At 51.8% G+C, this 25,708-nt stretch carries 24 protein-coding genes; 20 read left to right on the top strand and 4 right to left on the bottom strand.

Translation table 11 applies throughout. The features are described 5' to 3' along the window. Nucleotides 1–90 precede the first annotated feature (90 nt). The 8 genes from KB236_03940 (at nucleotide 91) to KB236_03905 (ending at nucleotide 8,879) form a co-directional block, all read left to right on the top strand. Complete coding sequence (locus KB236_03940) at nucleotides 91–1,134, top strand: helix-turn-helix domain-containing protein (GenBank protein ID UIF29893.1); 1,044 nt, start codon at nucleotides 91–93, stop codon at nucleotides 1,132–1,134. After that, nucleotides 1,127–2,548 carry a RecQ family ATP-dependent DNA helicase gene (locus tag KB236_03935; GenBank protein UIF29892.1) on the top strand — a complete coding sequence of 474 codons (1,422 nt, stop codon included), beginning with the start codon at nucleotides 1,127–1,129 and terminating at the stop codon, nucleotides 2,546–2,548. Before KB236_03940 ends, KB236_03935 begins: the two co-directional genes overlap by 8 nt. 71 nt (nucleotides 2,549–2,619) lie before the next feature. Next, nucleotides 2,620–3,252, top strand: a complete 633-nt coding sequence (locus KB236_03930) for a LysM peptidoglycan-binding domain-containing protein (protein ID UIF30282.1) — start codon at nucleotides 2,620–2,622, stop codon at nucleotides 3,250–3,252. Nucleotides 3,253–3,285: 33 nt separating this feature from the next. Further along, nucleotides 3,286–3,966, top strand: coding sequence for a (d)CMP kinase (cmk, locus tag KB236_03925; GenBank protein UIF29891.1), 681 nt, complete (start codon nucleotides 3,286–3,288; stop codon nucleotides 3,964–3,966). A gap of 79 nt (nucleotides 3,967–4,045) precedes the next feature. Continuing rightward, entirely contained in the window at nucleotides 4,046–5,350 is a 1,305-nt protein-coding gene (rpsA, locus tag KB236_03920) for a 30S ribosomal protein S1 (GenBank protein ID UIF29890.1), read from the top strand. A 228-nt stretch (nucleotides 5,351–5,578) separates the two neighbouring features. Next, nucleotides 5,579–6,886: a ribosome biogenesis GTPase Der gene (der, locus tag KB236_03915; protein UIF29889.1), complete on the top strand. Its 1,308-nt coding sequence runs from the start codon at nucleotides 5,579–5,581 to the stop codon at nucleotides 6,884–6,886. Between the two features lie 240 nt (nucleotides 6,887–7,126). Then, on the top strand, nucleotides 7,127–7,402 hold the full coding sequence (locus KB236_03910) for an HU family DNA-binding protein (GenBank protein UIF29888.1): 276 nt from the start codon (nucleotides 7,127–7,129) through the stop codon (nucleotides 7,400–7,402). Nucleotides 7,403–7,616: 214 nt separating this feature from the next. Then, nucleotides 7,617–8,879 (top strand): tetratricopeptide repeat protein, encoded by a 1,263-nt coding sequence (locus KB236_03905; GenBank protein ID UIF29887.1) that lies wholly within the window; start codon nucleotides 7,617–7,619, stop codon nucleotides 8,877–8,879. 125 nt (nucleotides 8,880–9,004) lie between these two features. Here the strand turns inward: KB236_03905 and KB236_03900 are convergent, their stop codons facing one another. Then, the gene (locus KB236_03900) at nucleotides 9,005–9,898 is read right to left on the bottom strand and encodes a YitT family protein (GenBank protein UIF29886.1); all 894 of its coding nucleotides are present in this window, start codon (nucleotides 9,896–9,898) and stop codon (nucleotides 9,005–9,007) included. A gap of 198 nt (nucleotides 9,899–10,096) precedes the next feature. Here KB236_03900 and KB236_03895 point away from each other — a divergent pair, with 198 nt between their 5' ends. From KB236_03895 to KB236_03880, 4 genes are read left to right on the top strand one after another with little or no spacing between them, the layout of a single operon-like run. Then, the gene (locus KB236_03895; protein ID UIF29885.1) at nucleotides 10,097–11,290 is read left to right on the top strand and encodes a CCA tRNA nucleotidyltransferase; all 1,194 of its coding nucleotides are present in this window, start codon (nucleotides 10,097–10,099) and stop codon (nucleotides 11,288–11,290) included. A 29-nt stretch (nucleotides 11,291–11,319) separates the two neighbouring features. Then, a complete protein-coding gene (locus tag KB236_03890) occupies nucleotides 11,320–13,209 on the top strand; it encodes an ABC-F family ATP-binding cassette domain-containing protein (protein ID UIF29884.1) in 1,890 nt (629 codons plus the stop codon). A 12-nt stretch (nucleotides 13,210–13,221) separates the two neighbouring features. Next, nucleotides 13,222–14,172, top strand: coding sequence for a thymidylate synthase (locus tag KB236_03885; GenBank protein UIF29883.1), 951 nt, complete (start codon nucleotides 13,222–13,224; stop codon nucleotides 14,170–14,172). Between the two features lie 19 nt (nucleotides 14,173–14,191). Beyond that, on the top strand, nucleotides 14,192–14,683 hold the full coding sequence (locus KB236_03880; GenBank protein UIF29882.1) for a dihydrofolate reductase: 492 nt from the start codon (nucleotides 14,192–14,194) through the stop codon (nucleotides 14,681–14,683). Nucleotides 14,684–15,122: 439 nt separating this feature from the next. Here the strand turns inward: KB236_03880 and KB236_03875 are convergent, their stop codons facing one another. From KB236_03875 to KB236_03865, 3 genes are all read right to left on the bottom strand, one after another. Then, a complete protein-coding gene (locus KB236_03875) occupies nucleotides 15,123–16,016 on the bottom strand; it encodes an IS3 family transposase (protein UIF29881.1) in 894 nt (297 codons plus the stop codon). Continuing rightward, nucleotides 16,013–16,690, bottom strand: a complete 678-nt coding sequence (locus KB236_03870) for a transposase (protein ID UIF29880.1) — start codon at nucleotides 16,688–16,690, stop codon at nucleotides 16,013–16,015. The genes KB236_03875 and KB236_03870 overlap by 4 nt, the downstream gene beginning before the upstream one ends. Before the next feature lie 245 nt (nucleotides 16,691–16,935). Continuing rightward, on the bottom strand, nucleotides 16,936–17,577 hold the full coding sequence (locus KB236_03865) for a hemolysin III family protein (GenBank protein UIF29879.1): 642 nt from the start codon (nucleotides 17,575–17,577) through the stop codon (nucleotides 16,936–16,938). Nucleotides 17,578–17,744: 167 nt separating this feature from the next. Here KB236_03865 and KB236_03860 point away from each other — a divergent pair, with 167 nt between their 5' ends. The 8 genes from KB236_03860 to topA all read left to right on the top strand — a co-directional run bounded on the left by KB236_03860 (nucleotide 17,745) and on the right by topA (nucleotide 25,592). Continuing rightward, complete coding sequence (locus KB236_03860) at nucleotides 17,745–18,596, top strand: DegV family protein (protein ID UIF29878.1); 852 nt, start codon at nucleotides 17,745–17,747, stop codon at nucleotides 18,594–18,596. Between the two features lie 64 nt (nucleotides 18,597–18,660). After that, the gene (locus tag KB236_03855) at nucleotides 18,661–19,587 is read left to right on the top strand and encodes an SGNH/GDSL hydrolase family protein (GenBank protein UIF29877.1); all 927 of its coding nucleotides are present in this window, start codon (nucleotides 18,661–18,663) and stop codon (nucleotides 19,585–19,587) included. Between the two features lie 39 nt (nucleotides 19,588–19,626). Beyond that, nucleotides 19,627–20,226, top strand: coding sequence for a YpmS family protein (locus KB236_03850; GenBank protein ID UIF29876.1), 600 nt, complete (start codon nucleotides 19,627–19,629; stop codon nucleotides 20,224–20,226). A gap of 15 nt (nucleotides 20,227–20,241) precedes the next feature. Next, nucleotides 20,242–20,463: a YozE family protein gene (locus KB236_03845; GenBank protein ID UIF29875.1), complete on the top strand. Its 222-nt coding sequence runs from the start codon at nucleotides 20,242–20,244 to the stop codon at nucleotides 20,461–20,463. A 322-nt stretch (nucleotides 20,464–20,785) separates the two neighbouring features. Then, nucleotides 20,786–21,649: a ribosome biogenesis GTPase YlqF gene (ylqF, locus tag KB236_03840; protein ID UIF29874.1), complete on the top strand. Its 864-nt coding sequence runs from the start codon at nucleotides 20,786–20,788 to the stop codon at nucleotides 21,647–21,649. Beyond that, a complete protein-coding gene (locus tag KB236_03835; protein UIF29873.1) occupies nucleotides 21,639–22,415 on the top strand; it encodes a ribonuclease HII in 777 nt (258 codons plus the stop codon). The genes ylqF and KB236_03835 overlap by 11 nt, the downstream gene beginning before the upstream one ends. A 39-nt stretch (nucleotides 22,416–22,454) precedes the next feature. Continuing rightward, nucleotides 22,455–23,348 (top strand): DNA-processing protein DprA, encoded by an 894-nt coding sequence (gene dprA, locus KB236_03830; protein UIF29872.1) that lies wholly within the window; start codon nucleotides 22,455–22,457, stop codon nucleotides 23,346–23,348. 132 nt (nucleotides 23,349–23,480) lie between these two features. Further along, entirely contained in the window at nucleotides 23,481–25,592 is a 2,112-nt protein-coding gene (topA, locus tag KB236_03825; GenBank protein ID UIF29871.1) for a type I DNA topoisomerase, read from the top strand. The last annotated feature ends 116 nt before the right edge of the window (nucleotides 25,593–25,708 follow it).

The following is a 25,708-nucleotide window of genomic DNA, read 5'->3' as shown; positions in this document are numbered from 1 at the left end:
ACGAATTCTGATAAATGCAAGGGCTGGCGGTCTGCCAGCCCTTTTCGTATGGTAAACTAGGTGCAGACTCAAAACGAAAGGGGGATGACCATGGAAGCGGTAGATCTACTCGTGTTACTCGACGGTCGGCAATTTCGCCGGTTACGGGTGATTGAGAACCTCCTACGGGAGAAAAAGACCGTGTCGACGCTCTACTGGGGGGAACGCTATCGCCTCCTGTACCTGGTGGGCTTGGCAAAGAAACTCCCCCGCGGAGCCCTCGATGCCCCGGCCCAGACGCTACAGCAGCGAGGACTCGTGACCACGGGAGAGACGCCGGACCAGGTGCGGTTGACACCAGCTGGGGTAACGGCCCAACGCGATGCGACTTACTATCACCCCCAGACGGCGGCCACTTGGGACCAGCTAAACTTGATGGCGGCACGTGAACGCCTCCTACTGGCCGTGCAGGTGGTCAGTCAGTACGCCCATTCGACCAAGCGGTACTATCCCTTAACCACGACATTAGAGACGCGGCAAGCCGTCCGACGCTGGTTTTATCGGGTGAAGCAACCAGACCTGGCCGAACAAATGTTCACGTCACTCAAAAGTAGCCTTGCGCAGTTGCCAGCTCCGGTCGCCGAGGTGGTTGTGACGTTATTTACCGGCTATCAGCAGCCCGGGCAAACGGCTGATCAGTTGGCTCAGGAGCGGCAGTGCCCCCCCTGGGAGATTCTGTTGATGCAGCTCGATGGTCTGATGCAGGTGGCACTGGCTGCCCGGGACACTGCCCAACCGTTGACCAGTCTTCTCCAACCCTTGTGGCAGTCGCCGGTGACGCGCAGTGCGCAGCAGACGTTAGCGGCGGTTGGTCAGGGGCGAAGTCTCGAACAGATTGCGGCGGCCAGGGGGATTAAGACCAGTACGGCTCGTGAGCACCTGTTAGAGGCGGCGATTCTCCTGCCCCTCCAGCAGTTTCCTTATGATGGGATTCTTACGCCAGCGATTCGTCAGGACTTGGCGGCGGTGTTGACGGGCCCCATTGATGACTGGCAATATACGGCCCTACCCGAGGCATTGCAGGCGCGTTATGCGTTCTTTTATTTTCGGCTATATGCCATTTGGTCCGATAAACGAGGTGAAGTAGATGCTTGAACCCTTAACCACGAGTCTGGAGAAGGTCTTCGGCTTTCATGAATTCCGCACGGGACAGCAGGCGGCGCTAACGGCGCTGGAGAATGGTCAAGATACGTTGGCGGTCTTACCGACGGGCGCGGGAAAGACGCTCATTTATCAGCTGTACGGGTACCGCCATCCGGGGTGTGTATTGATTATTTCACCGTTACTGTCGTTAATGAATGATCAGGTGAATCGCATGCATATGGCGGGTTTTCGGCGCGCGGCGGCCATTAATTCGCTGACCAGCTATGCGGAACGGCAGGAGATTCAGCGCCATTTGGGCGATTACCAGTTTCTCTTCATGTCGCCGGAAATGCTGGCCCAGCCACAAATGCTCGCTCAGATTAAGCAGTTACGATTGAGTCTATTAGTGATCGACGAGGCCCACTGTATCGTGCAGTGGGGACCGGACTTTCGCCCGGAGTACTTGCTGTTGGGGGCCATTCGTACCCAGTTGAATCAGCCGTTAACGCTGATGTTGACGGCGACGGCCGGGCGTACGACCAGACAGGAGATTGCGAAGCAGTTACGAAGTCAGCCGCAGATTGTGGCGGAATCTGTCGACCGGCCCAACATTTACCTCGATGTGGAACAGGTGGCTAACGAGCCGGCCAAGCAGGAACGGTTGACGGCGCTGGTCGGGCAGCTCCAAGGTCCGGGGGTGATTTACTTTTCCAGTAAGCAGCAGGCCACCGATACGGCACTAAGTTTGCAGCAACAAACGGGGATGCGGGTGGCGGCGTACCATGCTGGGCTAAATACCGAGGATCGCTTCAAGATTCAGCAGCAGTTCATGGCAGGCCAGTTGGATGTCATCTGTGCGACCAGCGCGTTTGGCATGGGAATCGACAAGAACGACGTGCGTTACGTTATCCACTACCATCTGCCCGCCGACTTCGAAAGCTACGCGCAAGAGATTGGTCGGGCGGGGCGTGACGGCCTGCCGAGTATCGCTATTCTACTGTATGCCAGTGGGGATGAGCAGCTCCCCTTAATGCTCGGTCAGGCCAACCGTCCGGAAGCCGATACCATTCACCGGTACTATGCGCGCCCCCAGGCCTTTAGCGAAGACGATGCGGCGATTGCGCTGTTGGCTTTCTATCGGCGACACGGGATCAGTGAAGCGGCGGTGATTCAGCTATTCAGTCGCCGTGAGCGAGAGCGTAACCGGGCGCTGGCCCAGATGCTCGCCTACGTCCGTGAACCGCACTGCTTGCGGCACAACTGGCTAGCCGCCTTTGATGAGCAGAGTCCCGAACACGATGACCACTGCTGTGCACCGGCGGGGATGCCCCTTGATTTAGCCGAGTTGGGCCTACTGGCTCCGGCCAAGGCAGCCCCCGTTGCTCCAAGGGGAGATTGGGTTGCCCGGTTACGGCGGTTATTTTAAGAAGAATTTAGAGAATTCAGGGTGCTGGTATGGTACAATTACGGTTGAAAGTTTTTCAGGGAGGTTAGATGATGAGTCAAAAGCGTGACGATCAAACGTCGAAGGAACAAGAATCTCATCCATGGGATTCTTCGTTTGCCGATGATCGCGACGATCAGGGTAACCTGTCACGAACGAAAATGCGGCGACAAAATCATAGCAACACCATGGTCACTGTTATTTTGGTGGCAATCATCATTGTGATTGCGGCGGCCTCGTTGGTCTACGGCCTGGCCCGGCAAAGTGCGGTCAATCGGCCACAAAATACGGAGAAGGTCGCGGCTAGTTCGTCCAGCTCGTCTTCTAAGAAGGCCAAGAGTTCGCATAAATCATCAAGTCAAGCATCATCGAAGAAGACCACTTCTTCGGCAAGTAGCAAAAAATCAACGACGGCGACCACAACTGCTAGTTCGGCAAAGACGACTAGCAGTTCTTCGGCTACCACGCATCACAGCAGTTCCGCTGCAACTAGCAGTAGCACCAGTAGCACGTCGACAACTAGTTCGAGTTCGACTGCCGGCCAGAAATACGCAACGGTTGAATCTGGGCAAGGTGTCTATCGGGTTGCGACCAACGCAGGTATTTCGGTCGATAAGTTGCTTCAACTCAACGGGCTTTCTTCAGGGGCTTCATTACATCCTGGACAGAAGTTACGAGTTAAGTAACGGTTAATTAATTAAATAGGGAGTTTGGTTTGCATGGAAAAACAAGGTTTGCAGGTCGCCATTGACGGCCCAGCTTCAGCCGGCAAGAGTACGGTCTCTAAGATTGTTGCCCAGCGGTTTCACTACATATATTGTGATACGGGTGCGATGTATCGGGCAATTACCTGGAAGGTGCTTCAAGCAGGCGTTGCGTTGGCTGACGAAGCAGCCGTGAAACAATTATTGGATCAGATTACGATTCGGTTCGAACCGGGGACACCCGTTCAAAAGGTGTTCGTGGATGATACCGAGGTGACCCTGGCCATTCGTCAGCCCGACGTGACCAACGCGGTGTCCCAGATTTCTGCGCAGTCTGCCGTGCGTGCAGAACTGACGGAACGGCAGCGGCAGATTGCCGAGGCCGGGGGAATCGTCATGGATGGACGCGATATTGGCTCGACCGTTTTGCCGCACGCCGAGGTCAAGATTTTCTTGGTCGCTAGTGTGGACGAACGGGCCCAACGCCGGTTAAAGGATAACGCCGCCAAGGGAATTGAGACGCCACTGGCGACGCTGAAGCACGAGATTGAAGAACGGGATCGAAAAGACTCCACCCGGAAGATCTCGCCACTGACCCAGGCGGCGGACGCTATTCGGCTGGATACGACGTCAATGTCCATCCAAGAAGTGGCCGATCGGATCGCTGAAATTATCCAAGAAAAAGAATCCCTATAGAAATGGGCATTTTACTAGCTTTTAGCAGCATAATCAGCTAAAATGGTATTTAGAGTTGTCGCAAGGAGGAAAAATTCGCATGAGTGAAAATGGCACGAGTCAAAACAATGAAAATAACGAACTATTGGATGCTTTAAACAGCATCGATAACGTTAAAGTCGGTGACGTCGTTAAGGGTGAAGTCTTAACGATCGATGACGACCAACAAGCAATCGTCGGTATTGCGGACACTGGGATTGAAGGGGTTGTTCCAAAGAAGGAACTTTCCACGAAGCCAGTTGATGATATTAATTCTGTAATTAAAGTCGGGGACGTTTTAGACCTCGTCGTAATTTCTCGTATTGGTACTGACAAGGAAGGCGGCAGTTACTTACTGTCACAACGTCGTTTGGAAGCCCGTAAGGTTTGGGACGACATCCAAAAGGAATTCGAAGCAGGTCACACGTTGACTGCCCCTGTTACCCAAGTGGTTAAGGGTGGTTTAGTTGTTGATGCCGGTGTGCGTGGATTCGTTCCTGCATCCATGGTATCTGACCACTTCGTTGAAGACTTATCTCAATTCAAGGGTCAAACTCTGGAATTCAAGATTGTCGAAATCGAACCCAGCGAAAACCGTCTGATCTTATCTCACCGTGCAATCGTTGAGAAGGAACGGGCAGCTCAAAAGGCTGAAATCATGGCTAAGTTGACCGCTGGCGACATTGTCGAAGGTAAGGTTGCACGTTTGACCAACTTCGGTGCATTCGTTGACCTTGGTGGCGTTGATGGATTAGTTCACGTCTCAGAAATCGCCTTTGAACGGGTTGAAAAGCCTAGCGATGTCTTGAAGGTGGGCCAAGAAGTTAAGGTTAAGGTCTTATCTGTTGATCCAGACCGTGACCGGATTTCCCTTTCCATCAAGCAAACCTTGCCAGAACCTTGGGATGGTATCGAAGACAAAGCCCCACAAGGTAGCGTCTTAGATGGTACTGTTAAGCGTTTGACGAGCTTTGGGGCCTTCGTTGAAGTGTTCCCTGGCGTTGAAGGCTTGGTTCACATTTCTCAAATTTCTCACCAACACATCGCAACGCCTGCTGACGTGCTGAAGGTTGGTCAAGAAATCAAGGTTAAGGTCTTAGATGTTCGTCCAAACGATCACCGTTTGGCACTGTCCATCAAGGCTTTGGAAGAAAAGCCACAATCTGGTGACGAAGCTTCCGAAAACCACAGCAACAACAACCGGAGCCGGAACAACAACGGTGGTAACAACAACCGTCGTCGTAACAACCGGAACTCTGCTGAAACTTCAACGGCTAACGCCCCAGAAGAAAGCACTGGATTCTCTTTAGGCGATCTGATTGGTGATAGCCTGAAGAAGGATATGGAAGACAACGAAAACAACTAACATGTTTGGTTGAAGAAGGGTTTGGCGCGGAACTTTGTTGGTTTCGCACCAAACCCTTTTGTTGTCAAACCACGGCCTATAAGTGATGCTGGCCCGAGGTGGCGGGCTTTGACAGACCAGCCATTGTCGTGTAGACTAAGATACTTGTTGGTGGCACGGCCACTAGGGCCGCATTCAGCGGCCAACTGAAAGATTAAATGAATGATTTAAAAAAAGGAGGGATTTGTCGTGGCTTATCCAGTAGTCGCTATCGTGGGTCGTCCCAATGTCGGGAAATCGACCCTGTTCAACCGGATCGCCGGTGAACGAATCTCAATCGTTGAAGATACGCCGGGGGTTACGCGTGATCGCATTTACACGCGGGCTGAATGGCTAGGAACCGAATTTCGAATGATTGATACTGGGGGAATTGACCTCAGTGATGAACCGTTCATCACGCAAATTACCCAACAGGCGGAGATCGCCATTGAAGAAGCCGACGTGATTGTCTTTATCACCAGCGCACCTGAAGGGGTGACCGACGCCGACGAGAATGTCGCGAAGATCTTGTATCGGGCCAATAAGCCAGTCTTATTGGCGGTCAATAAGGCGGATAACCCCGAAGTTCGGGAATCCATCTATGACTTCTACTCACTGGGCTTGGGCGACCCGTACCCCGTTTCTGGGGCCCACGGGTTAGGCTTAGGAGATCTGTTAGATGCCGTCGTCAAGGAATTTCCAGACGATACCGGTGCTCCAAAGGATGATTCGATTCGCTTTAGCCTAATTGGCCGGCCGAACGTCGGCAAATCTTCGTTGGTGAATGCCATTCTTGGTGAAGACCGGGTGATTGTTTCCGACGTTGCCGGTACCACGCGAGACGCCATCGATACTAAGTTTACGGCCGATGACACCAAGTTTACCATGGTCGACACTGCCGGGATTCGTAAGCGGGTCAAGGTCTACGAAAACACTGAGAAATACAGTGTGATGCGGGCCATGCGGGCCATTGACAATTCCGACGTCGTCTTGATGGTCATGAACGCCGAAGAAGGCATTCGGGAGCAGGATAAACGAGTTGCCGGTTACGCCCACGAGGCGGGCCGTGGGATTATTATCCTGGTCAACAAGTGGGATACCCTGAAGAAGGACAACCACACGCTGACGGACTTCCAGAACCTGATTCGCTTGGAGTTCCAATACCTGAGTTACGCGCCGATCATCTTTGTTTCGGCCAAGACGGGGCAACGCCTGGAACAGTTACCAGCCATGATCAAGCGGGTCTCCGAGAACCATAACAAGCGGGTCCAGTCTGCCACATTGAACGACGTGGTCATGGATGCCATCGCCCTGAACCCGACACCGTCTGACAACGGTAAGCGGCTACGGGTGTACTACGCGACCCAGGTTGCTGTGGCCCCACCAACCTTCGTGGTCTTCGTCAACGACCCGAAGATGATGCACTTCTCCTACGAGCGATTCTTGGAAAATCAGATCCGAGAACACTTCGATTTCGAGGGTACACCGATCCACCTGATCGAACGGGCGCGGAAGTAGGAAAAAAGTGGCGTTAGACCTACTCTAAGGCCGATTTTGACCGATTTTCGACCAAAATTCGTAAAATTCCGGGATAATTGCTAAAAAATGGCGTTATCCCTTGTCATATAAGGCTTCCTGTGCTATCTTTGATTAAGAAATGATGCGGTTGACCGTATTTGTTTCATCATTTTTGGACCACTCAAAAATGATTACTAGATGGCATTCATCTAATCTTCATTGCAGGAGGTGAATTCAAACATGGCAAACAAAGCACAATTGGTTAGCGACGTTGCAACTGCAACTGGTTTAACTAAAAAGGACGCAACTGCTGCAGTCGATGCAGTATTCGATTCTGTCCAAGCAACGTTAGCAAAAGGCGAAAAGGTTCAATTGATCGGCTTTGGTAACTTTGAAGTACGTGAACGTGCAGCTCGTAAGGGCCGTAACCCACAAACTGGACAAGAAATCCAAATCCCAGCAAGCAAAGTACCTGCATTCAAGCCAGGTAAAGCTTTAAAGGATGCTGTTAAGTAATTACAATTAATTATTTAATAGGTAAAGGGCCAGGTCGGCGACTGTCGAACTGGTTTTTTATTCGCCTAATTTTTGCGGGGCCGAGTGCTGATAGTTTCCATGTTTGATCGGATTGCGTATAATGGTAAATGTTGCTTTTTACGACTGATGATTTGAAGATTGAGCGGGCGAACTGTCCGGTAACATGGTAAAACGAGACTAATGGAGGCGGGTTATGAGTTACGCACAAACAGCACTTGATGAGTTGGAAAAAGGGCAACTCGAGGACTTTAAGAAGCAGTATGCCCTGGCGTTGCGTCACGACGATGATGACACGCTGTTTAGCCTGGGCGAGGAGCTCTATTCGTTAGGATTCCTGAATCAGTCACGCCGAATCTACGAGAAGCTCCTGAAGAAGTATCCGGACGAAGACGAGTTACGGACGAACCTGGCGGACATCGCGATCGATGAAGACAAGAACGATGAGGCCTTGGACTACCTGAATCAGGTCAGTCCGGACTCCCCGGCTTACGTTGAAGCCTTGATGGTGGCGGCGGATCTCTACCAGACCCAAGAACTCTTCGAAGTCAGTGAACAGAAGTTATTGACGGCGAAGAAATTAGCCCCTGACGAGCCCGTCATCACGTTTGCCTTGGCGGAGCTGTACTTCACCATGCGTGAGTTCAGAAAGGCCATTCCGCTGTATTTAGACCTGATTACGGCCGGTACTACGGAACTCTCCAGGGTTAATCTGGTGGAACGGCTCGGTGTGGCCTACGCCAACGCCGGTCGCTTCGAACAAGCGATTGGCTATCTGAAACAGATTCACACGGGCGATATGACGCCCGACGTGAAGTTTGAGACGGCCTTTACCTATCTACAACTCAAGGAACGGACCGAGGCCATTAAGCTCTTCAATGAGCTGAAGGACAGCGATGCGCACTACACCTCACTGTACCCGTACCTGGGTCAGGCGTTAGAGCAGGAGAATCGCCTGCCTGAGGCGTTAACGGCGCTGCAGGAAGGGCTAGGCGTGGATCAATACAATGAGAAGCTCTGGCTTCAAGCCGCGCACGTCGCCACTAAGCTTGACGACGAGGCCTTGGCCGAGAAGTATCTGAAGAAGGGCCACGAACTCGATAGCGACGACATTGCCGCCGTGATTCAGTTGAGTAATCTCTACGTCAAGCAGGAACGTTGGGACGAGAACACGGCGCTGGCTAAACCGTACGTGAAGGCCGAGGACGCCGATCCGCAGCTGTACTGGAACCTGGCAGTCACGGCCGCGCACCAAGAGGACTTTGCGGCCGCACGGAAATACTACGATGCCGCCGCACCATTCTTCATGGATCAGCCCGACTTCCTGAAGCCAGCCATCTACTTCTACCGTGAAGAAGGGGCGACCGATCAAGTGGTTAAGTTGTTAACGGCGTACTTGAAGGTCGTGCCGGACGATGAAGAAATGGCGTTGATGCTGGAAGGCTACCAAGAGTTTTAAGCAGTAATGCTGAAAGAATGGTTCGTGGGAATCATTCTTTTTTAATGAAGTTAGCACACAATAATTACTTTAACTTATGCCTCACAAAAAAAGCAACCGCAAAAACCGCGGTTGCCAACCCCGAACTAGGGCTTAAACTTGCTGAAAAAGCTCTTCTTCGGTCGCGCAAACGAAAAACCTTCCCCCAGCGCCTCGTTGACATTAATCACCGAGACAAAGGCTCTGGGATCATGTCGCGAAATAATCTGATGAAGACGGTGTAGCTCGCTAGGCGCCACGACCACGTAAATCATTTGCCGGGGCTGGTGGGAGAAGCCACCTTCACCGTTAATCAGGCTAACCCCGCGCTGAAGCTCATCCATGATACTATCCGTAATCTCTTGATAGTGATCCGAGACCACGATGATTCCCCGCGCCGCGTATGCGCCTTCCTGGGTGAAATTCACCAGTCGGGCGAAGACGTAGGAGTAGATTAACGTGTAGGCCATGTGGGGAATATCGATGTAGACCAGGGAGATCAAGAGAATGACCACGTCTAGCCACAGCAAGGTTTGCCCCATCGGTACACCATAGAACCGTTCCATGATGCGGGCCACAATGTCGGTTCCCCCAGTCGTCCCACCGTACCGGTAGAGTAACCCGGACCCTAAGCCCCCGGTCAGGCCGGCCGCCAACGAGGCTAGCAGCAGATCCTTGTGGAGATCGATGGCAAAGGGCACCCGTTGCCAGATCCACAGGAACAGGGCCAACATGGCCGTCCCATAAATCGTATAGATCAGGGACTGTCGCCCCAAGAAGCGATACCCGATTAAGAGCAAGGGGGCGTTAATCAAAATGGTTGAATAGGCCGGATCAAGATGGAAGAGGGCCCGGATAATCAGGGTAATCCCCGAGATACCACCGTCCGCTAGGTGATTGGCAATATTAAAGAAGACCAGACTAAAAGCCATGGTCGCACACCCAATCCCAATCATTAACAGGTCAATCAGCCGGATGGATTCGTCCTTTGCTTGAGACATGACGTTTCCTCCTAACCAAAATAAATTTTACTTTTCCATCATAGCACAGTGCAAGCGTTAGCAGGCGAGAAACTGCCGGAGTGAGGGCACTTTGAATTCAATTATCCGGTTGAATCTGTTAGACTGGCATATAGAGGTTCACGATGAAAAATCGTGCGGACATTTGGCTATTATAGCCGGCGAAAGGTGACATAAACCATGAAGTTGGAACACTTACCACAAGAATTTGAGCTCGCCCGGCCGGTCCTTCAGACCATTGAGCAGGCCGGTTATGAGGCGTACTTTGTCGGCGGCAGCGTGCGGGATACCATCCTTGGCAAGGCAATTCACGACGTTGATATCGCGACGAGCGCCTATCCCGATGAGATTAAGGGCCTGTTTAAACGAACGGTAGATACCGGGATTGAACACGGAACCGTTATGATTCTCGATCACGGTACGGGCTACGAGACGACAACGTTTCGGTCGGAATCCACCTATACCGATTTTCGACGGCCGGACCACGTCACATTCGTTCGGTCGCTGGCCGAGGATTTGAAACGCCGTGACTTCACTATCAACGCGCTGGCGATGCGGGAAAACGGTGAGGTCATCGACCTGTTTGATGGGTTGACCGATATGCAAAATAAGCAGATTCGGGCCGTGGGCGACGCGCAGGAACGATTCCACGAGGACGCACTGCGGATGATGCGTGCCGTTCGATTTGCCAGTCAACTCGACTTCACCATCGTTCCCGATACATTGGCTGCCATTACCGATCATGCTCAACTGCTGGACAAGATTGCCGTCGAACGCACACAGGTGGAACTCCTCAAGCTTCTGACGGGCAAGACGCCACAACGCGGGTTGACGGATATGCTGGAAACGGGGCTGTGGCAGTATTGTCCCGACTTCGCGGCTCACAAGCAAGCCTTACAGCTACTGGCTAACCGGCTCACACACGGGGTCACTACAGAAGTCGCGGCGTGGACATTACTGGTCACGGCGTTTGGTCTAAAGACGACCGCGGTTACGCCATTTATGAAGCACTGGAAGACGGCCAACCAGACCGCAGCGGCCGTCCAAGTGGCTAGTCGAACCGCCGAACTGCTCCTTCAGGGTGACCTGAATGCTTGGCAGCTCTATCAGTGCGGTCAAGACCTGATTGCGCCGGCCAACGAGGTCGCAGTGATTCTCGGCGCTCCTGACCGACAGGCAACCCTGACACAGCGGCTAGCGGCTCTACCGATTCAGCACAAGAAGGAACTCGCCGTCACGGGAAGAGACCTCATGCAGGCGGGGATTCAACCCGGACCGCAACTGGGTGCGATCTTAGGTGATCTGGAATATCAAGTCGTCACCGGTGTCGTGGTCAACGATCGCGCGGCCTTGGTGGCCCGAGCAACGGCTTAAGAATCTTAAATTAAGAGAGTGAAGAGACTATGCAAACTTTACGCGCAGAAAATTTACACCGAACTTACGGTGAAAAAACACTATTTGATAATTTAAACTTTATTATTAACGAACACGACCGAATTGGTTTAATTGGAGTTAACGGCAGTGGGAAGACATCCTTATTGGATACGCTGGCTGGTGTTAGCAACGAACAATCCGGTGAGCTGTCAACGCCCAAGGACTATACCATTGGTTATCTGACGCAGAAGCCGGATTTGGACGAAAATTTGACGGTCATGGACGCCGTTTTCTCCGGCGATCAGCCGGTCTTTGCGACGATTCGACGGTACGAAGCCGCTCTGGCGACTTACGGCGCGCATCCGGAAGACGCCAAGGCTCAGCAACGTTATCTGGACGCCGAAGCCCAGATGAACGAAGAGGAAGCCTGGACGGCCGAGAGCGATGTCAAAACCATCTTGACCCAGCTGAAGATTACGGATCTGTCCCAATCAATCAAGACGATGTCTGGGGGGCAAATCAAGCGGGTCGGGTTGGCCCAAGTGCTGATTCAATCGCCTGATCTACTTTTGCTGGACGAACCGACCAACCACTTGGATTTTGATTCCATCGCGTGGTTACAGCAATACTTGGCGTCTTACAAGGGAGCCCTACTCGTCGTTACCCATGACCGGTACTTCTTGGACCAAGTGGCCAATCAGATTTGGGAACTCGACTTCGGGAAGCTCTACCAGTATCCGGGAAACTACCAAGCCTACGTTCAGGAAAAAGCCGAACGTGTCACCCAGGAGGCTGAGGCCGATCAGAAGCAACAACAACTCTACAAGAAGGAATTGGCTTGGATGAAGGCCGGGGCCAAAGCCCGTTCCACCAAACAACAGGCCCGGATTAACCGGTTCAACGATCTGGCCAGCAACGTTGGCACGCGGCAGGTTCAAAGTAACGTGTCCATCTCGCTGGGCCAACAACGCTTGGGTAAGAAGGTGATTGAGCTTAAGGACGCCAACCTTTCACTAGGCGGACACACCATTCTCAAGGACTTTAGCGATCTGATTCAAGGCGGCGAGCGCATCGGGATTAGCGGTGAGAATGGGGCCGGTAAATCCAGCCTGCTCAACGTGATTGCCCAGCGGTTACCTTTGGATTCCGGTATCGTTACCATCGGGGAAACCGTGAAGATGGCCTACTACACCCAGCAGATCGAACCAATTCCCGACGACAAACGGATGATTAACTACCTGTCTGAAGTCGGTCAGAACGTGACTGACAAGGCCGGCAACTCCGTCAGTGTTACCGAGTTGCTCGAACAATTCCTGTTCCCACGGTTCATGCACGGGACGCTGATTCGCAAGCTCTCCGGTGGGGAGAAGCGGCGGCTCTACCTGTTGAAGCTACTGATGGAACAGCCAAACGTCTTGCTGCTGGACGAACCAACCAACGACTTGGACATTAGTACGCTGACCGTTCTGGAAGACTACATTTCCCAATTTGCCGGCACCGTCATTACGGTTTCCCATGACCGGTACTTCCTGGATAAGGTCGCCGATCGCCTGTTGATTTTCGATGGCGACGGAAAAATCGAACGGTACTCCGGTCGTTTCAGTGCTTATTTAGCCGCCGCACAGAAGCAGAGCAAGGCTAAGCCAGCCAAGGAAAAGGCAACGAAGCCGGCCGCAAGTGAACCCGCTAAGCCCAAGAAGAAGGTCAAACTGACCTATGCCGAACAGAAGGAATGGGAGGGCATCGAAGGCGTCATTGACGGCCTGGAAGACCAGAAGTCGCAGGTCCAAGACGCAATGAACGCCAACGGGGCTAACTACGACAAGCTGGCCGACTTACAGGCCCAATTGGATGACCTGGATAAGCAACTCGATGAAAAAATGACGCGCTGGGAATATCTCAGCGAATACGCTGAATAGGAGACGACCTGAATGTTAGAAGACGCTTACTTGGATTTAGCCCGAAAGGTTTTAACGGAAGGTCATCAGAAATCTGACCGGACCGGGACGGGAACGTTGAGTTTATTTGGCTATCAAATGCGCTTTAATCTCCAAGAGGGCTTCCCATTATTAACCACGAAGAAAGTCCCCTTTGGTCTGATTAAGTCGGAGCTATTGTGGTTCCTACGGGGAGACACGAATATTCGCTTTTTGCTACAACACCACAATCACATCTGGGACGAGTGGGCCTTTCAGCGATTCATCGAGAGTCCAGACTATCACGGCCCCGATATGACCGACTTTGGCCGTCGCTCCTTGGTAGACGCCGACTTCAATCAGCAGTATCAAGCCGAGAAGAAGGCCTTTGACGAGCGAATTCTAAACGATCAATCCTTTGGCGACCACTACGGCGACCTAGGCTTGGTCTACGGTAGTCAGTGGCGGGCTTGGCAAGGGAAAAACGGCGAGACGATTGACCAAATTGCCAATGTGATTGACACACTCCGAACGCATCCGGATTCACGGCGGATGATTGTTTCCGCCTGGAATCCCGCCGATGTACCGTCCATGGCGCTACCACCATGCCACACACTCTTCCAGTTCTACGTCAACGACGGGAAGCTCAGTTGTCAGCTTTATCAACGGAGCGGTGACATCTTCCTCGGTGTACCGTTTAACATTGCCAGCTACGCCCTGTTAACGTCGCTGATTGCTAAAGAAGTGGGCCTGGAGGTCGGTGACTTCGTGCATACGCTCGGCGACGCTCACATCTACAGTAACCACATTGAACAAGTGAAGACCCAGCTGGCCCGGACGCCAAACGACGCGCCGAAATTGTGGCTGAATCCAGATAAATCGAGCATCTTTGACTATAACATGACCGACATCAAAGTCACAGGTTACGACCCAGCGCCCGCCATCAAGGCGCCTGTTGCGGTTTAACTGAATTGGAGGGATTACCGTGTTAATATTTCTTTGGGCGGAAGGGCACAACGGTGTGATTGGCGAAAACGGTCAATTACCATGGCATCTCCCAGCCGATATGCACTTCTTTAAGACAATGACGACTGGCAATACGGTGATTGCGGGGGCCCGGACGTATCGATCGTTCAAGCGGCCGTTGCCGAATCGGCAAAATATCGTGGTGACCCACCAAGACGCGGCCGACTTTCCCGATAACGTCATCGTTCTCAATAGCTTGGACGCTGTGCGGCAATACGCTGCCGCACATCAGGACGAGAAGCTCTTCGTGGTTGGTGGCGCTCAGCTCTTCGTTGGTCTACAAGACGACGTGGACTTCCTGTATCGCACGGTGATTGACGCCAACTTCACCGGGGATACTTGGATGCCGGCGATTGATTACGAGAAATTCCAGTTGATTGCGACCCAACCGGGAATTCGCAATGGGCAGAACCCTTACGACTACCATTTTGAACAGTATCAACGGCGTTAAAACGTGATTGAAAAAACTACCGCCAATCATCGAAATTTTGATGATTGGCGGTAGTTTTAGACTCATTACTGAAGGTTGAAAGTTTGCAAACACGTCCCGCGCTGTAAGCTGACCCAAAGACGTCAGCTTACACCGCTGTCACGGCTACCTCCATCTCTGGTTGCCTTCAGTTACGATGGATGAAAGCCACTGAATTTGCAGTGACATCGTTGGCGTGGCAACGTTCGGCCGGCTTAATTGGATATCCTTCATGTAGCCGTGAGTGAGTCAAATTTGGTCTCAGCCGTGGGATTTTCCAAGGGGTCTGCTTGGAAAATGGCGTCTTTGAGACGTGAATTATCGGCTTAAAGCGAGGGACAAGACCGCTCTTCGGCTTGGCCCGTCCTGTACTAGTCCCTGTCAAGTTGTCATTCGAAATAATATAAAATGGATATTTACTCTAAGCGGCTTCATTCCAGTATTCTACTGGGGTGAGGCCGTTTCTTTCTGGGGAACGATCCAAGTAATTAAAGTAGTGGATGCCTTCGTTTACCAGCTCCACAAACTCTCGATACGTTTTTGGCATTGGATGACGTTCCATCCAATGCGCTTTAAATTCATTCCACCAACGCTCCATTGGCGCGTTGTCGTAAGGTGTTCCTGGTCGGGACATACTGCGCATCACTTTATGTTCTGACAGAAAGTTATTGAAAGCTTTAGCGGTGTAAGCAGCTCCACGGTCCGTATGGATCAGTGGGTGTACATCGCCAGCCTGTTCAAAAGCCTGTTTAAAAACCTGGATCTCTGCCACAGCTGTTTCTGTAGTGCTCAAAAATGAGGCGATCAGTCTCCGGCCGCATAGATCTAAAACACCACTCAGTCGGATTTTGAATTGACCCTTTGGTCCGTAAGACAACTCAGTCGAATCCGCAAGCCAAACCTGGTTGGGACCGGCGACTTTAAAGTTACGATTCAAAACATTGTCCTGAATGTATTGTTCCTGTTCCTTGATACGTTGGCGCTTCTTAACCCGAATCTGACACTTGATATTCAAGTTACGCATAATTCGTTTAACACGCTTGATTGTTACCTTAAACGTCACCTGTTCATCATGCTGTAGATTGGACAAGATCTTGCCAGCTCCGATTGCTTGATGATGTTGATTGAACCAATAAGTGATTCGCTTTTCTAGAAGCCGCTCTTGAGTCTCCCACGGCGTTTCTTGCCGATGAAAAGACTTGTTATAAGCTTGCCGACTAACTCCGATATGCGTCAATAATGTCTTAATGGCGCCTCGCTTTCCTTGACTGACCTCACTGATTGCCTGATATGCCAGTCGATGTTGCTGATTCACCCCTTGTGCTGAATTTCTTGAAATTTTTTTACGAATTCTTTCAGTAATTCCATGTCGGCGACTTGACCTTCTAGTTGCTTAATCCGCAAATTGGCCTTATCTAAGTCGGTTAATTCTCGTTGTGGCTTACGGTGTCCGCGTCGATCCTCTAAGGCGTTGTAACCACCTTTCTTAGCTCTAAGCACCCACGAACGGGCTTGTTGGTAGGAGACGCTGTAATGTTCAGCTGCTTCGTTATATGAGTGGTTCTGCTTGGTAATGTACTCAACCACTTCAATACGCTCTGCCAGAGTAGTTTTTCGGCTCATCGTTGGGACCTGCTTTCTAGACGGGGTTGCCGTCACAGTTTTGTCCCTATTATACCTGGAAACCCAGTAATTTACCTGCGTAGCTGAGCGCAAACCATACTTCATTGCTACTTCTCGTTGTGAACCTTCGCCGTTCAAAAAAGCATACACGACTCTTAGCTTAAAGACCTCACTGTATCTGCGACAACCTTTAGATTCTTTAAGCCCATCAAAGCCATCTCGTTTGTACAACGCCCGCCACCGAATGACCGCCTCCTTGTCTGCCAAACCATGTTCTCTGGCAAAGCCAATATTAGTTTGACCTGATGCTTCAAACTCATTAATCAACTCCAGCTTCTCCACGGCACTATACTTGATCTTCGACATGTCATATTCCCTCCGTTGATTGTCAGATGAATTATATTATTTCATTTGACAACCCCAAAGGGATCATAACATCCTTCCCACCGCGATCCAGACCAAATTTGGCGAACGGTAAGGCGGTCAAAACCCGACTACCCTATTATAGCGGGCGTTATCCTTGTCACACTAAGGGTTTTTGCTATTTCTAGCCTTCAACCTTCAGACTCAATATCAATCAATGTTGATGGGAAGTAAGAGGGCCAGTCCTATTAAGCGTAAAATAGAATCGAGAAGTACATCAGCGCCGTCCCCAGCATGACGAAGAGGTGCCAGATGACGTGGCCAAACGGCACACCCTTGAAGCTGTAAATGACGGCGCCCAGCGTGAAGGCCACGCCGCCAAAGAACAACAGGGTGAAGCCAATTGGACCCAATCCACGGTACAGTGGTCCAATCCCCATCAGACACATCCAGCCCATGATCACGTAAATGACCGTCGACAGGGTCTGTAGTTTGCCCAGCCAGATGGCCTTATACACGATGCCGGCTACGGCCATGGCCCAGATGATACCAAACATCCACCAGCCGAGTTTGCCACCGACGACTAACAAACTGAACGGCGTATAAGTTCCGGCAATCAACAAATAAATGGCACAGTGATCAAATATTTGAAAGACGTGGCTGGCACGGGTAAAGTACAAGCCATGGAAGAGCGTTGACGCTAAGTAGAAGAGCACCAAAATAATGCCGTAGACTAGAAAAGTTGTCATCCGTAAGGCGCCACCCTCACCGTGGGCCTGTAGAATCAAGATGACCAGCCCGGCAATGCTTAGCGCGGCCCCGATCCCATGCGTCACGGCATTCAACACCTCATTGACAATCTGGTAGGTGCGACTCCGTTCTTTTACCAAACAAATTCCTCCTTTGTGGATGATTACCGATAAATTAGGGTAATCAGCACGGTGAGTTCGCAGAATTACTGAAAAATTTCAACAATTCTGCTATACTATTACCGTATGTTTCATTACGCATATTGTAGCATAAACCAAAATCTCTGGTCAGAAAGAGTGGGATACCCATGGCTAAAATCAAAATTGTTACGGATTCGTCTGCCGGTTTAACCGATCAGCAAATCCAGGATTACAATATTACCATTATCCCGTTGACGGTCATGATCGATGACACCATTTACGTTGAACGGGAATCCATCACCAATAAAGAGTTCATTGAAAAAATGAAGGCCTCGAAGGTCCTACCTAAGACGAGCCAACCACCTTTGGGCAAGTTCGTGGAAACGTTCGACAAACTCGGTGAGGACGGTAGCAGCGTGATCTGCTTTAATATGCTGGCTGCCATTAGTGGGACGGTGCACACCGCCGAACAAGCGGCTAAGCTGTCCAAGACGGACGTCACGGTCGTCGATAGCCAATATACCGACCAAGCACTGGCCTTTCAAGTCGTCGAAGCGGCGAAATTAGCTGCGGAGGGCGCCGATAAACAGGCGATTCTCGACCGGGCCGTGGCCGTTCGGGACCACACCAAGCTGTTCATGGGGATTGTCACCCTCGAGAACATCTTGAAGGGTGGCCGTCTAAGCCGGGCTGCCGGCATGCTGACGTCACTGTTAAACATCAAGATTGTCTTGCAAGTTACCGGTGGCGAGCTGAAGATCAGGGCCAAGGGCCGGGGCATGAAGACCATCGACCGTTACTTTGACAAGGTTTACGAACAGATTAAGCAAACGCCAGACATCAAAGCCATCGGGATTTCTCACGTTGAGGCCTTTGAATCCGTCGATAAGATTCAGAGCCATTTGCACGAGATTTTACCGAATAAGGACGTCTTGGTTCGCGAAACGGTGCCCATCATTGCCACCCATGGGGGTCCTGGGGCCTTCGCGTTGATGTATTACACCGACCCAACTAAATAAATCGTGACTTGAAAAAGGGGTGGCGTGGCCACCGCTTTTTCTTTATCCCGAGGGGGGATTTTTGATGAAGAATGTGAAAGGATTCAGTAAAATTATCGGGGTGATTCTCCTCGTGGTGCTCGTGACGCTGGCCGTGCTGACGTACTGGCATCCCGGGGCCCGGACAACTCTGAGCGGCCCGCATCCCGCCGTTAATCGGCGCCAAGTCGTCCGCGTCGTGGCCCTGGGGGACTCACTGACGCAGGGCGTCGGTGACCAACAGAAAAAGGGCGGCTATACTGGGCGATTGAAGACGATGATTCACCGCCGTGATAAAGTGAAGGTCATCATGCACAACTACGGCAAGTCCGGCGACCGCAGCGACCAGATTGAGAAACGCTTGGTCGAGAGTAAAACGATGCAACAACAGGTCAAGAAGTCGCAAGCCATTGTGATGACGGTGGGGGGGAATGACCTCCTGCAGACGCTGACTAAAAACGTCATGATTAGCCAACAGTCGCAACTCAATACGCAATTGGATAGTGCGGAGACGGTCTACCAGAAGAAGCTGACGCACCTGTTAAACACCGTGCGGCAATATAACCCCAAGGCGCCGATCTTTCTCTATTCCATTTACAATCCGGTCTACGTTTACTTTGCCAACATCGATCAGGTGACTAATGCCGTCGATGACTGGAACGTCGCCACGAAGAAGACGGCCAGTCAATACCGCAATCTCCACTGGGTCGACATCAACCGGGCGCTCTCGGTTGGTCAATTCAAGTCGGCCACGCAGCAGGCCAAGTTAAAGCGCAGTTCCCAAGACATTAACAACGGGAAGATTTCCACACAGACCTTCCAAGCGACCATTCTAGCCAGCGATGCCAGCGACGAGTTGAATAACTACCTGTCACCCGCTGATCATTTCCATCCGAATGCCAAGGGCTACCGGCTCATGACGCGTTACGTCTTCAAGGAAATGCAGGCCCATCAGCAGTGGCTCCTACGGTAGATCAGTGTGAGTTGAGAAATAAGGAGGAGTTCAGCCATTATGCAACGTCATTCAGCACCCAAAGTTAAACAGCAAAATTGGTGGAAGTGGGGGTTTCTGACCCTCGTCGCGTTACTGGTCATTGCGCTCATCACCGTCGGCATCAAGGCGACCGGCACCACCAAGGTCGCTTCGACGGCCAAGCCAGCGACAGAAACGACTAATATTGACGTCACTTTGAATAAAAAGCAGGTCAATGCGTTGGCGGATTACTACGTCAACAAGTCCTTAAAGGGCCAGTCCATCAAGTATAGTTTTCAGGTTAGCGACCATGCCATCTTGACGGGCTCGACTAAGGTCTTAGGCGCCAACGTGAATTTTGTTTTACTCCTGAAGCCAACCGTGTTATCCTCGGGAGACGTGCAGTTGAAGGCGGAAAAGTTGTCGGTCGGGTCGTTACCCGTGCCGGTCAGCTTCGTCATGAGCTACGTGGCCAAGAACTATCCACTCCCAAACTGGGTATCGATGGATAGTCACAAGAAGACGGCCACCCTGCACTTAACCGCGATCGGCAACGGTAAAAAGTTGTCATACGCGGCCAAAAAGATTGATATGTCCGGTGCTGGTAAGTTCGTCTTCCAAGCCCGGATTCCGGATTAACGAAGGAGGCTCATCATGCCCAAGACGTTTTACCAGTTTCTTATGACTCAACGCAATCCCGAGAGTTACGATCCCGTGGCCAGCTTTGCTAACAATGCTTTTCTGGACAGTTCCTTCCCCAAACAGGAGACAGAATTCGATCCGTTATCCAAGTACCTTGAAGAAAACGCGGCGTACTTGCCATCCATGACCATCTTTGACGATGCTTGGCAGATGTACTTGGCCGCGTTAGCCTAATTCAAGTCAATGAAGTGTGCCAAGAGGAAGCGAAATCAGCTGCTCTTTGGCACATATTTTGGCTATCTAAATTGGGACACAAGAGTTTGGGGGATTTTACCCCAAACTCTTTTACTGTCTCTGCACACGTTAAGTCTGGCAATACCGCCCTAAACGTCCGTAGAAATGGTAAAATGAAGGGCGTTGATTGGGCAATTTTTCTAACTTAGCCCCAACTTGCCGTCCAGATTGTCTGTGACATTTGGTAAATCAGCGGCAAATTCTAACTATCTTAAACTTTTAAGCAAGCTATAAACGTTGACATATCAAAGGAGAGAGCACTATGAGCACCATAAATTGGTTCCCCGGCCATATGGCGAAGGCCATTCGACAGATGGAAGAAAATATCCACCTGGTCGATATCGTCTTCGAACTGGTCGACGCGCGGATTCCCGCGTCCTCACGTAACCCCGAGGTCGCGCGGATTGCGCAACACAAGCCGCATTTAGTTATTTTAACCAAGAAGGACCTGGCTGATCCGCAGCAAACGGCGGCTTGGCTCAATTATTACCGTGATCAGCAGCAGGCGGCCATCGCCATCGACTCACGGGCCAATGTTACCCCTAAGCAGATTACCAAGATTGCGCTGGGCATTCTGGCTGACAAGCTCGCCGCCGAACAGGCCAAGGGCTTGAAGGAACGGCCAATGCGTGCCATGACGGTCGGCGTGCCCAACGTCGGGAAATCCACGTTGCTAAATCACCTGGTCAAACGCAAGGCCGCACAGGTCGGAGATACCCCCGGTGTTACCAAGGGACAGCAGTGGTTACGGTCCAGTAATCATCTAGAACTGCTGGATACCCCCGGGATTCTCTGGCCGAAGTTCAAGGACCAAGTGACGGCGCAAAAATTGGCCCTGACCGGTGCCATCAAGGAAAAACTCTACGCCAAGGACGACGTGGCCCTATACGCGCTAAGTTTCTTCCGGCAATACCACGCACCGGCATTACTGGAACGGTATCACCTCAGTGAAGCCGACCTCGACCTGAGCGACGTCGATCTGTTGCTAAAAATTACCGAAAAAGTTGGTATGCGCGACGACTACGAACGGGCCAGTGAACGCTTGATTCTGGATGCCCGGCGGAAGAAGTTAGGCGGCTTTACACTGGACCGGGAACCATTGGCTGGTGATTCCCGTGAGCAGTAAGCAACCGAGCCTCGCCAGTTTGAAGCAAGATCTGAGTGATGTGACTGACCCTGCTGACCCGCGTCTCGTTGCGTTAGCGGCCGATTCGCGGAAAGGAGCCCAGCAGCTCCTGAAGCAGATTAAACGGCGCTTAGACAAGCAGATAGCCGCTGAGCGGGCCTTCCAGGAGCGTCTCCACTACGAACGTGATCTCTGGGCGGCTGGTAAGCTGGTCGCTGGGATTGACGAAGTCGGGCGGGGACCACTTGCCGGACCGGTGGTGACCAGTGCGGTGATTCTCCCCGAGAATTTCGATATTCCATTGGTCAACGACTCTAAACAGCTCACCCCCAAGGAACGTGAACGACTTTACCCCCTGATCCTGGCACAAGCAACGGCCGTCAGTGTGGGTATCGGTAGTAGTGATCTGATTGACCAGATTAATATTTACCAGGCAACGCGGGTCGCCATGCAGCGGGCCGTTCTCGGTCTTGGTGTGGCCCCACAACACCTGATTGTGGATGCCATGCAGATTCCCGTCGACCTCCCGCAGACTCGGCTAATCAAGGGCGATGCCAAGAGCGCCAGCGTAGCCGCTGCCAGTATCGTAGCCAAGGTCTATCGGGACCACCTGATGGACACCTACGACCGGCTCTACCCGGGGTATGGCTTCAAGCATAACGCGGGCTACGGCACGGCCGAACACCTAGCTGGCTTAGCCGATCGTGGCGTCACGCCCATTCACCGTAAAACTTTTTCGCCCGTTCAAAAAATAATCAACGCTTAATCACGGAGTTAGTCTTAAAGAGACTAGGAGGTTGTTGTGATGCAACTGACACTTCGTGATTTTTTCATGCGGATAAACTTGGTGCGGGGCGTCGGCCAACGCACGGCCAATGCGTGCTGGCGCTGGCTATTGATTCATCCCGAGATTCAGATCGTGGATTCAACCGTGGTCACCCAACTGGCGGATGATCTGGGGCTAAACGACACGGTAACGGCCGCCTTACAGCTCGACCTGTTCAGTCGCGAAACCAACGATACCGTGACGGAAAATTTGACCCACAGCGGGTGCCTCACGATTGCTGACGCAGCCTATCCTGAACAACTTCGTGAGACCTACGCGCCACCGCTAGCACTGTATTTCTTAGGCGATTTACGCCGACTAAAGGCTCCACAGCTGGCCGTCGTTGGCTCGCGACATCCCACGGACTACGCGTTACGGGCCATGCGCTTACTGTTACCAACCATCGTTGAGCAGCGGGTGTGTCTAGTTTCCGGCCTGGCGCAAGGCGTGGATACGCTGACCCATCAGGTGGCGCTGGCTCACCGCGGCACCACGATTGCCGTGATTGGTACCGGCTTGGATACCTGCTACCCGGCGGCAAACCGAGATTTAATGAAAACTTTAGCGCACCAACAATTAATTTTATCGGAGTATCCGTGGGGGACGCCGGGAGCTCGTCACCATTTTCCGGAGCGTAACCGTATTATTGCCGGCTTAGCGCAGAGTGTTCTGGTCATTGAGGCCGCTCACCGCTCTGGGAGCCTGATTACGGCCAATATTGCCCTGCAGGAAAATCGCAATGTCCTGGCCGTACCCGGAACGATCGACGGGAAAAATTCGGTAGGAACCAATGAATTAATTCTCGCTGGGGCGAAACCAATCTTGAATTCTGAACATATAATGGAAGAACTTTTAGTTGACAAGTTACCCTAACTTGAAATACGATGAGTGGGATTATAGTGAAAAATTAACGAACAACGCGTTCGTCGTAAAAACAAGTACGTAGACGTGAGGGCTCGCGCGTAACGGGTCTTTGCGGTCTACCCACCGAGGGAGTAATGTGATTTGCCGACTAAGACAAAAGCGAAAGCTAGTACGAAAAAGCGGCGGAAACCGCAAAAAAAATTAGTTATCGTGGAATCACCGGCTAAAGCCAAGACGATTGAAAAATATTTAGGCCACACCTACAAGGTTGTGCCTAGTCTCGGCCACGTCAGAGATTTACCTAAGAGTTCGATGGGGATCGACTTCGATAACAACTACGATCCACACTACATTTCCATTCGTGGTAAGGGCGATGTCATCAAGGGTTTGCGATCCGAGGCTAAAAAGGCCAAGGCCGTCTACCTGGCATCTGACCCCGACCGTGAGGGGGAATCGATTGCCTGGCACCTGGCCCACATCCTCAATTTGGACGTGAACGACAAGAACCGGGTAACGTTTAACGAAATTACCAAGGACGCGGTCAAGGAAGCCTTTAAGACACCGCGGTCCATCGACATGAATCTGGTCAACGCCCAACAAGCACGGCGGATCTTAGATCGGTTAGTCGGGTATTCCATCTCGCCACTGCTGTGGAAGAAGGTTAAGAAGGGTCTGAGTGCCGGTCGGGTACAATCGATCGCGCTGTCTTTGATCCTTCAACGGGAAAACGAAATTAAGGCGTTCCAGCCCGAAGAGTACTGGACGATCGACGCCGACTTCAAGAAGTCTCGTCATACGTTTGGTGCCAACTTCTACGGCCTTAACGGCAAGAAGGCGGGTCTAAAGGATAACGCTGCCGTGCAAGATGTCTTGGCCAAACTCGATAAGCAGGGTGACTTTGACATCACCAACGTGGTACGTAAGGAACGAAAGCGCTCGCCGCAACCGCCATTTACCACGAGTTCCATGCAACAGGACGCCAACCGTAAGCTGAACTTCCGGACTCGGAAGACCATGATGGCCGCCCAACAGCTGTATGAAGGAATTAACTTGGGCAAGGAAGGCACGCAGGGGCTCATTACCTATATGCGGACCGACTCCACCCGGATTTCTAGCATCGCCAAGCATGAGGCCTCCACCTTTATTCACGAGAAATACGGTGCTGAATACGCCGCCACCAAACCCATCAAGGGTAAGTTGCCAGAAGGCGCGCAGGATGCCCACGAAGCCATCCGACCAACCTCGGTCTTCCGGACACCGGCCAGCCTGAAAGAACGGTTAAACAAGGATCAGTTCCGGCTCTACCAGCTCATTTGGAACCGCTTCGTCGCGAGCCAAATGACCAATGCCGTCATGGATACCATGGCCGTGACGTTGGAACAAAATGGCGTGACGTTCCGAGCTAACGGATCGAAGATGAAGTTCGAAGGATTCCTGAAGATTTACAAGGACGGAAAGGAAAAGGATAATCTCTTACCCGACCTTGAGATTGGCGACCAAGTTAAGTTGGCCAAGACCGATCCGGCCCAACACTTCACGCAGCCGCCTGCACGGTATTCCGAAGCCAACCTGATTAAGGCGCTGGAAGAAAATGGTGTGGGGCGGCCATCCACCTACGCGCCAACGCTAGACACGATTCAACGGCGTTACTACGTCAAGTTGGTCGGCCGGCGCTTCGAACCCACCGAACTAGGGGAGATCGTCGACAAGATCATCAAGGACTACTTCCCCGATATCGTCGACGTTGGCTTCACGGCCGACCTTGAAGGCGAATTGGACGGCGTAGAAGAGGGTAAGCAGGATTGGGTCAAGGTCATCGATAACTTCTACAAGCCATTCTCTACCGAAGTGGCTCACGCCGAAGACGCCATCGAAAAGATTCAAATTCGAGATGAACCTGCGGGCTTTGACTGTGACATCTGCGGTGCCCCAATGGTCATCAAGATGGGCCGTTACGGTAAGTTCTACGCCTGCTCACGCTTCCCTGATTGCCGGAACACGAAACCAATCGTGAAGGAAATCGGCGTAACTTGCCCCGTTTGCCATAAGGGTCAGGTTATCGAACGGAAGTCCAAGAAGAATCGGATTTTCTACGGGTGTTCCCGTTATCCGGACTGTGACTTCGTGTCATGGGACAAGCCAGTCGGTCGTGATTGTCCAAAGGATGGTCACTACCTGGTGGCCAAGAAGATTCGCGGCGGCGTTCAGATCGTTTGTCCAAATGGCGACTACGAAGAAGCCCCGCAGAAATAAAAAATTAATCGTGATGGAGCCTGAGATCCTTGGATTTCGGGCTCTTTTTGGGACCAAGACGCGTGGTAAATACGGGCTCTTTGTCAACTGTTGTTGGTAATCGGCTGTCTGAGGTT

This window comes from Levilactobacillus brevis (genome assembly GCA_021383565.1).
Classification (GTDB): Bacteria; Bacillota; Bacilli; order Lactobacillales; family Lactobacillaceae; genus Levilactobacillus; species Levilactobacillus brevis_B.
The sequence above is the reverse complement of the archived record's forward strand: the minus strand, read 5'-3'. Positions and strand labels throughout refer to the sequence as shown.